The 14,904-nt window shown below is 47.7% G+C and carries 16 protein-coding genes and 1 tRNA gene; 12 read left to right on the top strand and 5 right to left on the bottom strand.

The features are described 5' to 3' along the window. Positions 1-26: 26 nt before the first annotated feature. The 3 genes from OCV68_RS12915 to OCV68_RS12925 all read right to left on the bottom strand — a co-directional run bounded on the left by OCV68_RS12915 (position 27) and on the right by OCV68_RS12925 (position 2,223). Positions 27-1,370, bottom strand: a complete 1,344-nt coding sequence (locus tag OCV68_RS12915; protein ID WP_262573260.1) for a relaxase/mobilization nuclease domain-containing protein — start codon at positions 1,368-1,370, stop codon at positions 27-29. After that, entirely contained in the window at positions 1,331-1,660 is a 330-nt protein-coding gene (locus OCV68_RS12920; protein WP_113999339.1) for a MobC family plasmid mobilization relaxosome protein, read from the bottom strand. The genes OCV68_RS12915 and OCV68_RS12920 overlap by 40 nt, the downstream gene beginning before the upstream one ends. A 194-nt stretch (positions 1,661-1,854) precedes the next feature. Next, on the bottom strand, positions 1,855-2,223 hold the full coding sequence (locus tag OCV68_RS12925) for a helix-turn-helix transcriptional regulator (protein WP_021738115.1): 369 nt from the start codon (positions 2,221-2,223) through the stop codon (positions 1,855-1,857). Between the two features lie 141 nt (positions 2,224-2,364). Here OCV68_RS12925 and OCV68_RS12930 point away from each other — a divergent pair, with 141 nt between their 5' ends. The 9 genes from OCV68_RS12930 to OCV68_RS12970 all read left to right on the top strand — a co-directional run bounded on the left by OCV68_RS12930 (position 2,365) and on the right by OCV68_RS12970 (position 11,264). Next, on the top strand, positions 2,365-2,544 hold the full coding sequence (locus tag OCV68_RS12930; protein ID WP_005335797.1) for a hypothetical protein: 180 nt from the start codon (positions 2,365-2,367) through the stop codon (positions 2,542-2,544). Positions 2,545-2,594: 50 nt separating this feature from the next. Further along, a complete protein-coding gene (locus OCV68_RS12935) occupies positions 2,595-3,281 on the top strand; it encodes a response regulator transcription factor (protein WP_113999340.1) in 687 nt (228 codons plus the stop codon). Beyond that, on the top strand, positions 3,278-4,309 hold the full coding sequence (locus tag OCV68_RS12940) for a sensor histidine kinase (protein WP_113999341.1): 1,032 nt from the start codon (positions 3,278-3,280) through the stop codon (positions 4,307-4,309). Before OCV68_RS12935 ends, OCV68_RS12940 begins: the two co-directional genes overlap by 4 nt. Positions 4,310-4,452: 143 nt before the next feature. Beyond that, complete coding sequence (locus OCV68_RS12945; RefSeq protein ID WP_040342337.1) at positions 4,453-5,118, top strand: ABC transporter ATP-binding protein; 666 nt, start codon at positions 4,453-4,455, stop codon at positions 5,116-5,118. 14 nt (positions 5,119-5,132) lie between these two features. Continuing rightward, complete coding sequence (locus tag OCV68_RS12950; protein WP_248834923.1) at positions 5,133-7,766, top strand: ABC transporter permease; 2,634 nt, start codon at positions 5,133-5,135, stop codon at positions 7,764-7,766. 673 nt (positions 7,767-8,439) lie between these two features. After that, positions 8,440-8,874, top strand: coding sequence for a sigma-70 family RNA polymerase sigma factor (locus OCV68_RS12955; protein ID WP_005541445.1), 435 nt, complete (start codon positions 8,440-8,442; stop codon positions 8,872-8,874). Between the two features lie 4 nt (positions 8,875-8,878). Next, on the top strand, positions 8,879-9,115 hold the full coding sequence (locus OCV68_RS12960) for a helix-turn-helix domain-containing protein (protein ID WP_248834924.1): 237 nt from the start codon (positions 8,879-8,881) through the stop codon (positions 9,113-9,115). A 527-nt stretch (positions 9,116-9,642) separates the two neighbouring features. Beyond that, a complete protein-coding gene (locus OCV68_RS12965) occupies positions 9,643-9,849 on the top strand; it encodes a helix-turn-helix domain-containing protein (RefSeq protein ID WP_005541444.1) in 207 nt (68 codons plus the stop codon). A gap of 20 nt (positions 9,850-9,869) precedes the next feature. After that, positions 9,870-11,264: a site-specific integrase gene (locus OCV68_RS12970; RefSeq protein ID WP_262573272.1), complete on the top strand. Its 1,395-nt coding sequence runs from the start codon at positions 9,870-9,872 to the stop codon at positions 11,262-11,264. A gap of 187 nt (positions 11,265-11,451) precedes the next feature. On the opposite strand, the gene OCV68_RS12975 is transcribed toward OCV68_RS12970, so the two are convergent. After that, positions 11,452-11,528 (bottom strand) — tRNA-Arg (locus OCV68_RS12975). 305 nt (positions 11,529-11,833) lie between these two features. Here OCV68_RS12975 and OCV68_RS12980 point away from each other — a divergent pair. From OCV68_RS12980 to OCV68_RS12990, 3 genes are all read left to right on the top strand, one after another. Further along, positions 11,834-12,907, top strand: coding sequence for a branched-chain amino acid aminotransferase (locus OCV68_RS12980; RefSeq protein WP_147621877.1), 1,074 nt, complete (start codon positions 11,834-11,836; stop codon positions 12,905-12,907). 91 nt (positions 12,908-12,998) lie between these two features. Next, positions 12,999-13,367, top strand: a complete 369-nt coding sequence (locus OCV68_RS12985) for a DUF4186 domain-containing protein (protein ID WP_262573274.1) — start codon at positions 12,999-13,001, stop codon at positions 13,365-13,367. Positions 13,368-13,414: 47 nt separating this feature from the next. After that, positions 13,415-13,864, top strand: a complete 450-nt coding sequence (locus tag OCV68_RS12990; protein WP_262573276.1) for a hypothetical protein — start codon at positions 13,415-13,417, stop codon at positions 13,862-13,864. A 132-nt stretch (positions 13,865-13,996) separates the two neighbouring features. Here the strand turns inward: OCV68_RS12990 and OCV68_RS12995 are convergent, their stop codons facing one another. Beyond that, positions 13,997-14,815 (bottom strand): Ig-like domain-containing protein, encoded by an 819-nt coding sequence (locus OCV68_RS12995; protein ID WP_262573278.1) that lies wholly within the window; start codon positions 14,813-14,815, stop codon positions 13,997-13,999. Positions 14,816-14,904: the final 89 nt, after the last annotated feature.

The following is a 14,904-nucleotide window of genomic DNA, read 5'->3' on the forward strand; positions in this document are numbered from 1 at the left end:
CTGCGCCCAGCGTCTTTCAGAGAAAATTATTCAAGTTCATGTCGCCGCTGTTGTTCCTGTTCCTTTGGAACGGTCAGTAGTGCATCTACATTCTGTTTAACAGTATCGTATTCCTGGGCTTCGGTTCTTGCGGTTTTGTACTCCGCAAGAAGGCGTTCCTTTTCTGCGCTGAGAGTGGCAAGCTCCGTTTTCATGCTTTCTGTTGTCGGCAGCGGTACAGCCCCCAGCCGTTTCAATTCTCTGGCGGCCGCTTCAAAAAGGATGATCTCGCTCTCATGCCCCCGCAGGAGCTTTTCTTTATCATTCGATTTACGGTATCGGTCATAAAGCGGCTTTAGCTGACGGTAAGTTTCAGCGTGCTTCATCACAAGGGCAAGTTCGGCACTTCTACTTTCTATCCGCTTGATTTCTGCATGAGCGGTATCCCTGCGTGCGGATACTGCGTTCAATTTGCTTTCCAGTTCTCCATAACTGCTTATCCCGTGTTCCGTCAGGAAATTCATGGTCTTGGCGGCCTGTTTCAGATTGTTCAGCTTCGCCCAATGGGTGAAGCCTGCACTCTGCTGTGCCTTGATGTTGTTCTGGATATCAATGAGTAGACTGATCTTTCCGTTCCGCTGTTTTGGCTGGTGGGAAGGTCTGGATCGTCCGGCGATTCGGGCGGCAAGGGCTTCTTCGGTGTAGTCAACCCCCAGCGTTTTCAGACGGGTGAACCGTTCCTGATCCGGTGCTCTGGCAGAGATATACTTGCCGCGCTTGATCTCATAACCTTCTCTCTGCAGGCGGCGAAGCAGTTCTTCCAGGTTGGAACAGGCTGGCAGGAGCCGGTCGATGGCCGCTTTCAGCTTTGCCTTATAGCTGGTGCCGTTCTGCGTAGCCTGATGTTCAATATAGCTCTTGCCCTTGTCCTGTCCAGGAATAATGACAGACAGACCATGTTCCTTGCAAAGCCGGTCGGAGGTGCGGCGGATATCGTGATAGCTTCGCTTGTTGGAATGATAGTGTTTATGATCCGCAAAGCTGACCGCATTGAAAATCAGGTGGTTATGAACATGATCTTTGTCTATATGGGTGGTAAGTACAAATTCATACTTGCCGCCCAGGATTTCTTTTGCAAGCTCCATGCCGATCTCATGGGCTTGTTCCGGCGTAACCTCCCCAGGCTGAAAGGCTTGGATCAGGTGACGGCCCAGGTTCGTTCCCTTGTCGATGGCATGGCAGCGGGTCCAGGAAAATTCGATATCCGCAGTTTCGGCGGCACAGCCATAGGAAGAAACAAGCAGCTTTCCGTCCGTCTTTTCCGGGTTGCAGATATAGTCAATGGCTGCTTTCAGCGTTGATTTGATAGGATGTGTCTTTGTAACTGCCATATCTCGTCCAGCCTTTCCCGTATCTCGTCCATATCGGCCTGATACGCAGGACCTCCGGCGTTGATCCGCTTGGCTATCTGGTTGATGTTCCTGCCGATGGCGGACAGTTCCGAGGTAAACGCTTTGATCTCCGTGGTGTCGGTGTAGATGATATACCCGTCAATCGCCATCTTTCGGAGGTAGGCGCCATATCTGCGTGTCGGTAACTGGCTCATTTTTTCGTCTATGAGCCGTTTTTCATCCTCCGTGACATAGAATTTCATTTGAATATTCCGCTTTCGGTTTGCCATTCGCCGCCTCCGTTCTTCATAAGGGTTTGGGACTATCCCAACAAGCAATTTTGAATTTCCGGGTAAGGGACCTGAAAATCTCAAAATTCGCAAGCGGGTACTCGCTTGCTGTGCTTGCTACCGTATCTTATCCCTACTTATAAAGCGTTTCGGAAACCTCAAAATGCCCGCAAAATAAGAAAAACAGAGGATGTTCAGACACCCTCCGTTTCTTCATTCGGCTTTTCAATTTTTAAGGCCCCGTCAATGGCACCCTCCACGATAGGCAAATACTGTTCCGGGCAGAGCTTTAACTTCTGTCCGACCCGCTGGCGCAGCTCGCTTTCCTCTCGCATGACCTCTGGATTGAAATATCTCTCCATCGGCAGGCCGCAGATTTTTACAAGCTGTATGATGACCGGCAGGCTGGGGATCGTGCCCTCGTTTTCAATGTTGGCAAGATACCTGGTATCAATATTCACCTTTTCGGCTAAATCTTTTCGTGCAAGGTTCTTCGCCTTCCGTGCTTCTTTTACATCTGCACCGAAGGTTTCAAAGCCAGGGCAGTCTTTCACTTTTGCCATTCAACATCACCCACATACATTCTATATTTCATAGTTTGCGCGTGGAATGATGTGATATCCATTCTGACTACATTTTATAATTCATATCTTTAACCTTGTATTCTTCGAGCAGACGAAATATAATATTTTAGGAGGTGCAAAATGGACTATATAACATTAAAAGAGGCAAGCCAAAAATGGAATGTTACGCCGCGCCAGATAAATTATTTGTGTACATCTGGGCGCATCCCCGGTGCTGTAAAAATGGCGACGATTTGGCTTATTCCTAAAAATGCAGAGAAGCCAGTAGACAGGCGGAGAAAAGAAAACAAATCTCAGTGAGGTTTCTGTGACATTTGGGTGCTACACTGAAATTGAAGGAGTGTGATACCATGCGAATTTTAGTAGTCGAGGATGATCGGCTTTTGAATAATACTTTATGCTATAACTTGAATACTGCGGGCTATGTTGTGGACTCTGCCCTGACAAAATCAGCAGCCAGTGATTTTCTGACCAAGCAGGACTATGATCTGATCGTGCTGGATGTAAACCTGCCGGATGGGAACGGCTTTGATTTCTGCCGTGAGGTAAAAGAACGCCGGCCGGATACGGCGGTAATCTTCCTGACCGCAAATGATATGGAGAGCGATATGCTCAAAGGCTATGAGCTGGGCGCAGAGGACTATGTGACCAAGCCATTTCCTATGAGCGTCTTTCAAAAAAAGCTGTCCGTAGTGCTGGGGCGGCTGGCGAAACAGTCTGGCGGCGGTGATAGCTATGAGGACGGTGCGCTGTCCATCAATTTCTCGGAGATGACGGCTTCCCTGTCCGGTAAGGCGCTGGTGTTCACTCCGCTGGAATACCGGCTGTTGAAAATCCTGACCAAAAATCCGCAGAATGTTTTGACAAGGCAGGTGCTGCTTGAAAAGCTGTGGGATGCCGATGGGAACTTTGTGGATGAACACGCCCTGACCGCGGCTATCAGCCGGGTGCGGAATAAAATTGAAACGGATGGACGCCAGTACATCAAGACGGTGTACGGCATGGGCTATATGTGGATCGGAGGGGCGCTCAAATGAATATGCGAAAACTCTCCATCAATAAAGCCTGCGTTCTTTTGGGAACGCTTTTGCTGCTGGCAGTGGGCGCAGTCTGCACCACTGTTTATCTACTGACCCGGAATATAATCGCTGTCCGGTGTGTGTTCCTGTTCAGCCTCTTTGTGCTGCTCTGCGTCATCTTCTTTGTGGCGCTGATCCGCTGGAAGCTGGTTCAGTTCTCCGATGCCTTTTGTGGTCAGATGGATGATATGCTCTCCGAAAATATGCAGCCGAAGCAGACGACCTGCGAAGAAAGCCTGTTCTACAAAATCAACTATCGGCTGGGGCGGCTATATGAAGTCATGCAGGAAAATAAAAACAGCATCGCAAAGGAACGGACTGACCTGCAAGAGCTGATCTCTGACATCTCTCATCAGGTCAAGACCCCGATTGCCAACTTGAAAATGATCAACAACACGCTGCTTGAAAATGAGGTTCCTCCGCAGAAGCAAAAGGAATTTCTGACAGCCCAGGCCAGCCAGCTTGATAAGCTGGACTTCCTCATGCAAGCCATGATTAAAACCTCCCGACTGGAAACGGGAGTCATTTCGCTGGAGCAGAGACAGCAGCCGATTTACGATACCCTTGCCGCTGCCCTAGGCGGGATTTTGCTCAATGCCGAAAAGAAAAAGATAGATGTGCAGGTGGAATGCCCGGAGCATTTGGATGCACGCCATGATAGAAAATGGACAAGCGAAGCCCTGTTCAACATTCTGGATAATGCTGTGAAATACACCCCGGCAGGCGGGCAGATCCGTGTGTCGGTGGAAGGCTGGGAAATGTATGTGAAGATCGACATTGCCGATACCGGCATCGGCATTTCAGAGCAGCACCAGGGGACGATTTTCAAGCGGTTTTATCGGGAAGATGTGGTGCATGATGTGGACGGTATTGGAATCGGTCTGTATCTGGCCCGTGAGATTGTGACCTTGCAGGGCGGTTATATCCGGGTAGCGTCTGAGGTTGGGAAAGGCTCAACCTTTTCTGTTTTCCTGCTCCGAAAGTAGAGTAAGCACACCCCGAAAATTGAAATGTCACAGATTCGTGACATTTGGGGCTGAATTTAGCGGAAATTTTTTGTGGCTCGTGACATTTCTGTGAGGTTTGGTCGTTACAATGGGTTTATCAAAAAGAAAGGATGGTGTTCTCTATGAGCATTTTGCAAACGACTGAACTGAAAAAATATTATGGCGCAGAGCCGAACATTACCAGAGCCTTGGATGGTGTGACCCTCTCTATTGAAAAAGGAGAATTTGTAGCTATCGTAGGAACCTCCGGCAGTGGTAAATCCACGCTGCTGAACATGATCGGCGGATTGGATGTGCCCACCTCCGGCCAGGTGGTCGTGGATGGCAAGGAGCTGTCCAAACTCAAAGACGAGGAACTGACCGTTTTCCGCAGAAGAAAGATCGGCTTTATCTTCCAGAACTACAATCTGGTACCGGTGCTGAATGTCTTTGAAAATATTGTGTTGCCTGTGGAGCTGGACGGAAACAAGGTAGACAAGAAGTTTATGAACGAAGTAGTGCAGATGCTGGGGCTTGAGGATAAGCTGAACAATATGCCCAATAACCTCTCCGGCGGCCAGCAGCAGCGCGTAGCCATTGCCCGCGCCTTGGTGTCAAAGCCCGCTATTGTCTTGGCTGATGAACCCACCGGCAACCTGGACAGCAAGACCAGCGCCGATGTGCTGGGGCTTCTGAAAACTACCAGCCAGAAATTCCACCAGACCCTCGTAATGATTACCCATAACAGTGAGATCGCCCAGCTTGCCGACCGCATTATTCGGATCGAGGATGGTAAGATCGTGCAGTAAAGGGGGGCGGGACTATGAATGACATTCTATTTGGCAACAATAATTCCAAAGTAATTACCAAGCTATCCAAACGCTATTTCAAGAAGAATAAGGTACGCAATCTGGCTGCACTGCTGGCAATTATCCTGACTGCTTTCCTGTTTACCTCTATCACTTCCCTGGCGTTCAATATGGCGTCCTCCATCCAACTCTCTCTGCAAATGCAGAAAGGCAGCAAGGCGGATGGCACTTTGGGGTATATGACGGAGAAACAGTACGAGCAGCTTGTAAACAGCGATTTTGTGGACCAGGCAGGACACCGGCGTATCATTGGCTATGCAAGCAACACTTCCAGCCATTCCATTGAAATCAATTATGAAGATAGTGTGCAGCAGGAACTGACCTTCTGTGTGCCTACCCACGGAGCTGCACCGGAGAAAGCGAATGAGATCGCTACTACGGATTTGGCGCTGAAGGCGCTGGGTGTAGAACCTGAGATCGGCGCAGAGGTTCCGTTAGAATTTGAACTGCGGGGGAAAACTTATCATTACGATATGGTGCTTTCCGGCTGGTGGGAAGCAAGCAATGACTCTGTGAGCGTTGCGACTGTTTCAGAGCAGTTTATAAAAGAAAATCCCGATGTGGTTCAGAACACTTATGCGGTAGACCATGTAATGTCCGGCGTTACTTTTTCCGATGTCGTGCTGAAGAATAAAGCAAATGTTCAGCAGCAGTTGAATGAGTTCGTTTACTCCATTGGCGGCAATCCAGAGGATATGGGCGCAGACAATTTCATTCTCGCCTCCGAAAATCAAATGTCCCAGGGATTGACTTCATCAGAGTCCATCGTGCCTGCTGTTGTATTTATCCTGATGTTTGTCGTGTGCGGATACCTGCTGATCTACAATATCTTTGATATTTCCGTGATGCAGGATGTTCGTCAATACGGTCTGCTGCGGACGATTGGAACTTCCACACGGCAGATCAAGAGCATTGTGAACCGTCAGGCGGTCTGGCTCACGCTGATCGGACTGCCTATTGGTCTGATTGCCGGTTTCTTTGCCGGTTGGGTGCTGCTTCCTATCGTGACAGAGATCATTAACCTTGAATACTCTATGGTGGGTACATCCGTATCTACTTCGCCTCTGATCTTTGTTATCGCTGCCCTCTTTACAATCCTGACCGTGTTTATCAGCACCCGGAAGCCTGCAAAAAAAGCGGCAAAGATTTCTCCTCTGGAGGCGATCCGCTACACCGAGCAGAACGCCTATAAAAAGAGAAGTGCCAAACAAACCAATGGGGTAAAGCTGTCCCGTATGGCCTTTTCCAACTTAGGGCGCAACCGCAGGCGTTCAGCGTTTATCATTATTTCCCTGCTTCTGTGCATCGTCCTGTTTAATTCTATCATCATTGTGACGCAAAGTCTTGATGAAGAAAAGTGGGTAAACCGTGTTACCAGAACAGATTTTAATGTCTATAACTCCGCCGCATTTAATGTAATGGAAAGCGTTCAGCACCATGAAGATACGCTCTCACAGCAGGCGGTGGATCTGATTGCCGGACAGCCCGGAGTTGAGGATGAACGCTATCTTTACCGAAATACAAAAGACGATAGAAATGTGTTGGTTGACTATGGGTTTGAAGATTTAAGCGGCATAGAGCTATTCCATGAGGAAGAAGGCGTCGTAAATCAAAGCTATCAGGGATATAGCCTGTACACAAGTTCTGATACCGAAAGGCGCTATTTTGGTAATGTGATGGGAGCCTCCGAGAATTTCTGGGCGGATATGCGTATTTTTGAAGGCGAAAAAGATGCCGAAACCTTAACGCAGAAAATGGCTACCGGAGAATATGTCATTATTGGTTGCCCCATCGACAAATTGACAGAGGAACCAAATAACACTCCGCTGACCGATCAGTTACAGGTCGGGGAGAGCATTTCCTTCTACAAGGATGGGGAACTGGTCAAAACCAGCACCATCCTTGCAAAAGCGATTCTCGTGGGAACAGAAACAGAAACGCCCACAGGCACTACCGCTCAGGCACACATCGCCGGTGATGCTCCTTTTGTATATCTGCCGGACACTGTATTCAAGGAAATCTATGACGCTCCCACGCTTCTGACTTATGGATTCAATGTGGAGGAAGCCTTGCAGCCGCAGATGGAAGAATTCCTGAGCAGCTATGTGAGCGAAAATACTTCGGTTGCCTATACTTCCACCAAGCTGTTGAAAGAGCAACTTGATTCGGTCCGCAGCATGATTCTGGTTATCGGCGGTTTGATTGGCTGCATCATGGCCTTTGCGGGACTGATCAACTTTACCAACATGATTATTACCAACATCATCACCCGCCGCCATGAGTTCGCTACCATGCAAAGCATCGGTATGACCGGCAAGCAGCTTCGCCGCCTGATGGTCTATGAGGGCATCTATTATGCCGCCGGCGCAGACATTATTGGCGGAGCAGCCGCAGCGATCCTGGCAGTCACGGTGCTAAAGAGCGCATTAAATGGCCCCTCCATGTGGTTCTTTACCCTGAACATTACATTGGTTCCTGTTCTGGTCATTGGTGTGCTTTATCTGCTGCTGGCTGCGGTCATTCCGCTGATTGTTCTCCACTTCTTTAACAAGGGAACTGTGGTGGAACGGCTGAGGACTTCGGAGTAACGGCAGAGATTGCTACAATAAATAATCATAAACCTATTGAAAGCCGGGAGGAGGCATTTCCTCTCGGCTTTCCTCAAAAAATTTGAAATCTCACAGATTGGTGAGATTTCAGCTTGTTATTTTGTCGAAATGGCGTATGTCCGTGACATTTCTGTGAGGATTGCCTGTTAAGATAAAAGAAAAGTGAAAAAGTTGCCGCACGATAGCAAAAGAAAAAAAGCCATCGTACAGCGACTATATTGTTATGCACTTTGTAACGGTGGCTTTGAGAAATCAGAGCCGCCGTTTCTTTGCGTTTACACAAACCTATAACGACTTGCAGGGACGCGGTAGCCGATTGGAGGTTATTTTGCCGTGTCCTTTTCTCTTTTTCGCAGTATCCATGATCTGCACCAGCTAAAAAAAGCATAGCCCCTCCATCGGAGCAGTCCGGCTTTGGATATGAACTATACCATGTAAGCAATCTTCTTCATAAAACATTTCTGCGCCCTGCAGGTCCGTTGCGACTTGCTGGGCGCTTTTTGCTGTTTTCCGATGACAAGCCCGCCTCGAAAAAATTTTTTAAGAAATTTTCAAAAAGGAGGCTTTTAGCGGGTAGCGAGCGGCTTTGCGTTCGCCTTGTTAGCGGAAAGGGAGAAACCCACCTCATTCCCCCAGGAAAGGGGGTGAAAAGATGGATATGATCCCCCGCAATGACTATGGCGAGCGGTGCCAGTTCGATGCTTACTGCAAGCTGGTACTCTACCATGAGGCAATCGACTACCTCCGGGAAATGCAAAGGCGCCGTGACAGGGAACTGTCATTCAGCGACCTTCCGCAAATGGAGATGGACAAGCTCTGCGTTGTAGATCATTACCCCAGTGACAGATTTACATTCTCGTCCCACGGGTATGACCTACATATTGAAAATGAGCTTGTGGCTGATGCCTTCGCCGGTTTGTCCGTTCAGGAGCAGAGTATTTTGATCCTGCATTTTGTTCTGGACCTGCCAGATCAGGAGGTCGGCCGCCTTGTGGGAATGTCCCGCAGCGCCGTGCAGCGGCGAAGGGCAAAATCATTGACCGAGCTGCGGATCAAGTTGGCCGCACTCATGCCGAAGGGAGGTTGAAGGTATGAAGAAACCCACTTACAAGGGCAAGGAGCTTCTTCCTCTTTCGGTGATTGACGCCGCCCGTGACGGGGACGCTCAGGCTGTGGATCAGGTACTCCGGTATTATGAGGGCTATATCAATAAGCTCTGCACCCGGACGCTTTACGATCCTGACGGTCAGCCCCATGTTCGGGTGGACGAGTACATGAAGCGCCGATTGGAGATCAAGCTCATTCATTCCATTGTCAGCATGAGCTGACAAGCCCGGTCTGAAAGCGAAAACAGCTTACCCTTTCCCTGTTTCTCTCTTTCGTGGCCGAAGGCAGCACCTTGACAAAGAAAGCCCGTTGGGAGGCCAACGCCGCAGTATAAGGCAAACGGATACATTCCTGTTTGTGCCGAGCCATACGGCCGGTGCGCCATGACCTCGTTTCAAGTCCGCAGGACGGGACCACTGTAACGGGCGAGCGAACAGCACCAGACCGCAAAGTAAGCGTGGCTGCTTGCGGGCGATGACACACGGGCAGGGTCAAAGATACTCGCGCATTGAACGCCCACAAAGCATTGTGCGCCGCACCCATCAGCATGGGCCGGGGTTAGACTCCCGTGGAGCTGTGCCAGCAGCCGTCCGTAAGCCTACTTTTCTTTTTTGAAAGTTTATGGATAGATCGTAAACTTTTCAATTAGCAGCAGACAAACACGGAGCAGCACGGTAAAATGATGGTGGAAGTTATATTATCCACACATATTCGTGCTGTTCCTTTTCATAACTGAAAGGAGGGTCTCATGTCTCAAACATGGAACGGCACGAAGAAAGAAACCCCTGAAAGAAGGACATATACGGTTGACGATATTGCTCAAATTCTGGGCATCGGAAGAACTTCCGCATATATCCTTGTAAAAGAAGGGCACTTCAAAATCGTGCGAATTGGTAACGCCATACGCATTTCCAAGCGGTCATTTGACGAGTGGCTTGACTCCCTCGACCTGTGATCCAAGAAAGGAAGAACGATATGGCATCTATAATCAAGCGAAAGAAAAACTATTCCGTTGTTTACAACTATGTGGACGAAAACGGAGAAACCAAACAGAAGTGGGAAACCTGGCATACCCACAAAGAGGCCTTAAAGCGCAAGGCGGAAATCGAAAATCAGCAGCACACGGGAACTTTTCTCCCGCCAAGCAATCAGACGATCACCGAGTTCCTTTATGACTTCGTATCTCTTTACGGAGAAAAGAAATGGGGCGTGTCTATGTATGACAGCCAAACGGCGCTGATTGCCAACTATATCAATCCGATCATCGGTGATATGGAGGTACAGGCGGTTACTCCCCGTGCGGTTGACGGTTATATCCAGACCTTGCAGAAAACCAAGTCGGTGTCTACCAAGACCCGAAAGGCTGTTACCACCTATGTCAGCGACAAGACCATTGAAAAGATCATCAAGCTCCTGCGGTGTGCGTTTAAGCAGGCGGTACGATGGGAAATCATTGCAAGAAATCCCTTTGACAATGTGATCCTCCCGAAAACGGAGTATGCGAAACGGGATATCTGGACAGCGGATATGATCCGTCTTGCCCTGGACAAATGCACGGACAGCAAGCTCTATGTAGCAATGAACCTTTCCTTTGCCTGCTCTCTGCGCATGGGTGAAATCCTGGGGCTGACCTGGGAGAACGTCCATATTTCCGATGAAGATATTGCGGCGGATAATGCCTATGTCTACATCGACAAGGAGGTGACGAGGGCTTCCAAACGGGCGATTGAAACGCTGGGTGAGAAGGATATCTATTACATCTTCACTCCGCTTATGCCGAACACCAGCACAAGAATTATTCTGAAAAAGCCGAAAACCGATTCCAGCATCCGTAAGGTGTGGCTGCCGAAAACGCTGGCCTACATTCTGCGGGAGTGGAAGAAATCCCAGGACGAGCTGAAAGGTTTCCTGGGCGACGAGTATCAGGACTTCGATCTGGTGGTGGCACTTCCCAATGGACGGCCCTGCGAGGATCGAATCATCCTCAAAGAGTTTGCAAAGCTCCGTGAGGACGCAGGGCTGCCGAAGGTGGTCTTTCATTCTCTCCGTCATTCCAGTACCACCTACAAACTGAAACTGAACCACGGCGATCTGAAAGCCACTCAGGGCGATACGGGTCATGCCGAGATCGACATGATAACCAGTATCTATGCTCACATTCTGGACGAGGATAGAAAGGTCAATGCTCAGAAATTTGAGACAGCCTTCTATGCCAAGCCTGATCTTCGCAATGTCCGTCCGCCGGAGGAACCGGCAAAATCGGAACCTGCGACCCTGAACCTTGAAAGTCTTGTGGAGCAGCTTCAGAAGTCGCCGGAGCTTGCAAGTGCGCTCGCAGCCCTGATAGCGGCGCAAGCCCCGGCAAAGTGATCCGAAAAATCGAATTAGCAAAACGCAGAATTTTCTTAGCAAATTTCTGAAAAGCGTTCGAGTCCAATTAGCAAATATACATCATGCGGCGCATAAAAATCTCCCGGTAACGGAAGTGAAATTACCGGGAGAAGGAGGAACAAAAAAACGCTGCAAACCCCGAAAAAAGGCTTGCAGCGGTGCTTTCTGGCGTCCCAGAGAGGATTTGAACCTCCGACCCCACGCTTAGGAGGCGTGTGCTCTATCCAGCTGAGCTACTGAGACATTTATAAGTTTTATGCAATTTTCAAGGCTCAAAGGAATCGAACCATCTGCCGCTTAGGAGGCGAACGCTCTATCCTGCTGAGCTACGGAGACAAATTCACCTTATATCAGGTGACTTGTCCATTATATCATATAAAATAAAAAAAATCAAGAGGAATTTATATAACTTTGACTTGAAAAATATAATTGTGTATGGTATAATTATATAAATTACGCGGAAGTTTCTTCTTCCGTACATAAATACTGATAACATCTGGCGGCTTTAGGGCTGCTTCTTGAAGATTAGTAAAAAGGAGATTTTAATTATGGAGATCAAAATCACAAAAACAACATCGCCTAAGGCAAAGCCTGCTGATGAATCCAAGCTGGGATTCGGTAAAATTTTCACCGACCATATGTTCCTTATGAACTATGATGAGGGTCAGGGCTGGCATGATGCAAGAATAGTTCCTTACGGCCCTATTCCTCTTGAGCCTTCCGCAATGTGCCTCCACTACGGTCAGGCTGATTTTGAGGGTATGAAGGCTTACAGAACCGAAAGCGGCAGGATACAGCTGTTCCGTCCCGAGCAGAACATGGCAAGAATGAACGTTTCCAACGACCGTCTCTGCATTCCTCAGATCGATGAGGCATTCGGCGTTGAAGCTATCAAGAAGCTCGTGGAGATCGACCAGGACTGGGTTCCCCATAATTACGGCACTTCTCTTTACATTCGTCCTTTTATTTTCGCAGTTGACCCCATGCTTGGCGTTCACCCTGCAAAGCATCTGCTTTTCTGCATCATCTGCTCTCCTGTAGGCGCATACTACGAGGCAGGCCTTGCTCCCGTAAAGATCTACGTTGAGCAGAACTATGTACGTGCAGTAACAGGCGGTACAGGCTTCACAAAGGCTGCTGCTAACTACGCTATCTCCCTGAAGGCTCAGGAAGAGGCTGACAAGGTAGGCTACGAGCAGGTTCTCTGGCTTGACGGCGTTCACCGCAAGTACATAGAGGAAGTAGGCGCTATGAACGTATTCTTCGTAATTGACGGCGAAGTTCTTACTCCCAGCCTTGAAAGAAAGTCTATCCTCGGCGGTATCACAAGAAAGTCCTGCCTGGAAATACTCAGAAGCAAGGGCTACAGAGTTTCCGAGAGAAACATTGAGATCGACGAGCTTACCAAGGCTTATGACGAGGGCAAGTTCGACGAGGCATTCGGTACAGGTACAGCCGCAGTTATCTCTCCCATCGGCGAGCTGAAGTACGGCGACAAGATCATGACCCTTAACAACGGCGAGATCGGTCCTGTTTCTCATATGCTTTACGAGACCCTTACAGGCATTCAGTGGGGCAAGACCGAAGACACCTTCGGCTGGACTGTTCCCGTTGTTGAATAATAGCGCATAACATACGTTAAAACAATAAAGCCCGCATTTTCCGCTGTATTGCGGTTACTGCGGGCTTTTTCATAAGAGGTCATATAAATAAATGCAGACTGTAGATGAAGCTCTTGACAAGCTGCAAAAGTCGGCTTTCAGGCGAAAATTTCATCTGTCCCAAAAGGACAGGGAATATGTGCGGGAAAAGGGCATGGACGTTATCCACAGCCATGGAGAAGATTTTATCGCCAAGCGCCTTGCTCCTGCTGCGATACCCAATGACGGCAAGCAGACTCCCATGCGTGGGCACCCCATATTCATCGCCCAGCACGCCTGTGCCTGCTGCTGTAGGGGCTGCCTTGAAAAATGGTACCGTGTTCCCAAGGGACGTGAGCTTTCTGCCGATGAACAGCGCAGGATTGTGAATCTCCTGATGAGGTGGATTGAGAGGGAGATGTCATCAGAAAAATCCCCTTGACAAGCGTATTTGAGTAGGGTATAATCATTATAAAAGAGGTGATCGGAATGACAACAGATGAAATGCTTATGCAGATATTAGGCAAGCTAAACGAGGTTCAGACTGATGTTGCAGGACTTAAAAGTGACATGGCAGTTATGAAAGACGATGTATCTGGCTTGAAAAGCGATATGGCAGTCATGAAGCAGGAAGTATCGGGCTTGAAAAATGACATGGCTGCTATGAAAACTGAGATGTCAGGCATAAAGAGCGAGATAACTGTAATGAAGGGTGATATTGCGGGGCTTAAAAATGATGTCTCCGACCTGAAAGGCGATGTCAGGGGTATAAAGCTTGATATCGAAAATGACCTTGTTCCCTCTAACAAGGTGGCTCTTGAAATGCTCCTCGACCACTCAAAGCGGTTTATAAAATTGGACGACAAGGTAAGAAATATCAGCGACAGTCTGGAAATCAATGAGGTGCTGGACGAGCTGAAAAGTCTGCACAGAATCTGAATATCTTATGCCGCTCTGACAGGGCGGCTTTATATTTATGATTGATAGATAAAAATAAAATGCGTTTCAACTCAGAAATTTGAAACGCATTTTTTATTAGTATAAAGTTGTGCTTTGAAAAAGAGCTGAAGCTTATGAAACTGTTACTTTGACTTGAACTGAAATACTGTCATTATATGTTGAGGTTATGGTTATATAGCAGGTTCCTGCTTTGTGGGCGGTCATTTTTCCGTTTTTATCTATGGAAACAATACTTGTATTGGAGGAACTATATTTGACATCTTTATAAGTAGTGTTGATGGGTTTGAAGCTGAATACTACATAAGCGGTTGTATTCAGGTTCATTGGTATTTCATCTTCAATTACAGTTATCTTAGTAGGATATACTTCTTTTTTAGCTGAGTTGGTTTCTGTATTTGTTTTATCAGGCTTTTTTATTACCTTGCCATTGCCTTTGCTGTCAAATTTTACACGTTTTCCGTTAATAGTGATTGTTTGACTGACAGCTCGCTTGCCGTTGGTACAGTAATAATATGAGTGTCCGCTTTTGTCTTTCTGCCAGCCTGAAAGCATTACGCCGTCCTTGTCAAAGCAGTAATAACTGCCGTTTATCTTTTTCACACCGGTGACAGCAGTGCCATCCTTTTTTAAATAATACTTATTTGATTTTACTTTCAGCCAGCCAGTTTTCATAATGCCATCGCTTCCAAAATAGTATTTGGAGCCTGATTTTGTTTTCAGCCAGCCTGTTTTCATGATCCCTTTGCTATTGAAATAGTATGTATCTCCGTCTATTTCTGCCATGCCTGTGACAGCCTGTCCGTTATCTATGAACATTTTTCCGCCTTTTGTATCTTTCCATTCACCCGCAAAGCAGGTACTTGCCATAGAGAATGTGATTACAGTTGCTGCACAAAACGCTGTAATTTTTTTGATACTTCTGTTTTTCAAAATAATCAGATCCTTTCTTTAATTCAGTGTACGAACAGTAATTTTTTTAATATTATACATCAAAAAAATAAATTTGTCAACATATTATA

It is taken from the genome of Huintestinicola butyrica (assembly GCF_025567215.1).
GTDB classification, from domain to species: domain Bacteria; phylum Bacillota; class Clostridia; order Oscillospirales; family Ruminococcaceae; genus Huintestinicola; species Huintestinicola butyrica.

What these genes read in the sequence shown, in the direction of transcription:
- OCV68_RS12915 (WP_262573260.1), bottom strand. Translation starts at nt 1,370, where the DNA reads ATGGCAGTTACAAAGACACATCCTATCAAATCAACGCTGAAAGCAGCC.
- OCV68_RS12940 (WP_113999341.1), top strand. Translation starts at nt 3,278, where the DNA reads ATGAATATGCGAAAACTCTCCATCAATAAAGCCTGCGTTCTTTTGGGA.
- OCV68_RS12990 (WP_262573276.1), top strand. Translation starts at nt 13,415, where the DNA reads ATGACAACAGATGAAATGCTTATGCAGATATTAGGCAAGCTAAACGAG.
- OCV68_RS12920 (WP_113999339.1), bottom strand. Translation starts at nt 1,660, where the DNA reads ATGGCAAACCGAAAGCGGAATATTCAAATGAAATTCTATGTCACGGAG.
- OCV68_RS12985 (WP_262573274.1), top strand. Translation starts at nt 12,999, where the DNA reads ATGCAGACTGTAGATGAAGCTCTTGACAAGCTGCAAAAGTCGGCTTTC.
- OCV68_RS12930 (WP_005335797.1), top strand. Translation starts at nt 2,365, where the DNA reads ATGGACTATATAACATTAAAAGAGGCAAGCCAAAAATGGAATGTTACG.
- OCV68_RS12965 (WP_005541444.1), top strand. Translation starts at nt 9,643, where the DNA reads ATGTCTCAAACATGGAACGGCACGAAGAAAGAAACCCCTGAAAGAAGG.
- OCV68_RS12935 (WP_113999340.1), top strand. Translation starts at nt 2,595, where the DNA reads ATGCGAATTTTAGTAGTCGAGGATGATCGGCTTTTGAATAATACTTTA.
- OCV68_RS12950 (WP_248834923.1), top strand. Translation starts at nt 5,133, where the DNA reads ATGAATGACATTCTATTTGGCAACAATAATTCCAAAGTAATTACCAAG.
- OCV68_RS12980 (WP_147621877.1), top strand. Translation starts at nt 11,834, where the DNA reads ATGGAGATCAAAATCACAAAAACAACATCGCCTAAGGCAAAGCCTGCT.
- OCV68_RS12945 (WP_040342337.1), top strand. Translation starts at nt 4,453, where the DNA reads ATGAGCATTTTGCAAACGACTGAACTGAAAAAATATTATGGCGCAGAG.
- OCV68_RS12925 (WP_021738115.1), bottom strand. Translation starts at nt 2,223, where the DNA reads ATGGCAAAAGTGAAAGACTGCCCTGGCTTTGAAACCTTCGGTGCAGAT.
- OCV68_RS12960 (WP_248834924.1), top strand. Translation starts at nt 8,879, where the DNA reads ATGAAGAAACCCACTTACAAGGGCAAGGAGCTTCTTCCTCTTTCGGTG.
- OCV68_RS12970 (WP_262573272.1), top strand. Translation starts at nt 9,870, where the DNA reads ATGGCATCTATAATCAAGCGAAAGAAAAACTATTCCGTTGTTTACAAC.
- OCV68_RS12955 (WP_005541445.1), top strand. Translation starts at nt 8,440, where the DNA reads ATGGATATGATCCCCCGCAATGACTATGGCGAGCGGTGCCAGTTCGAT.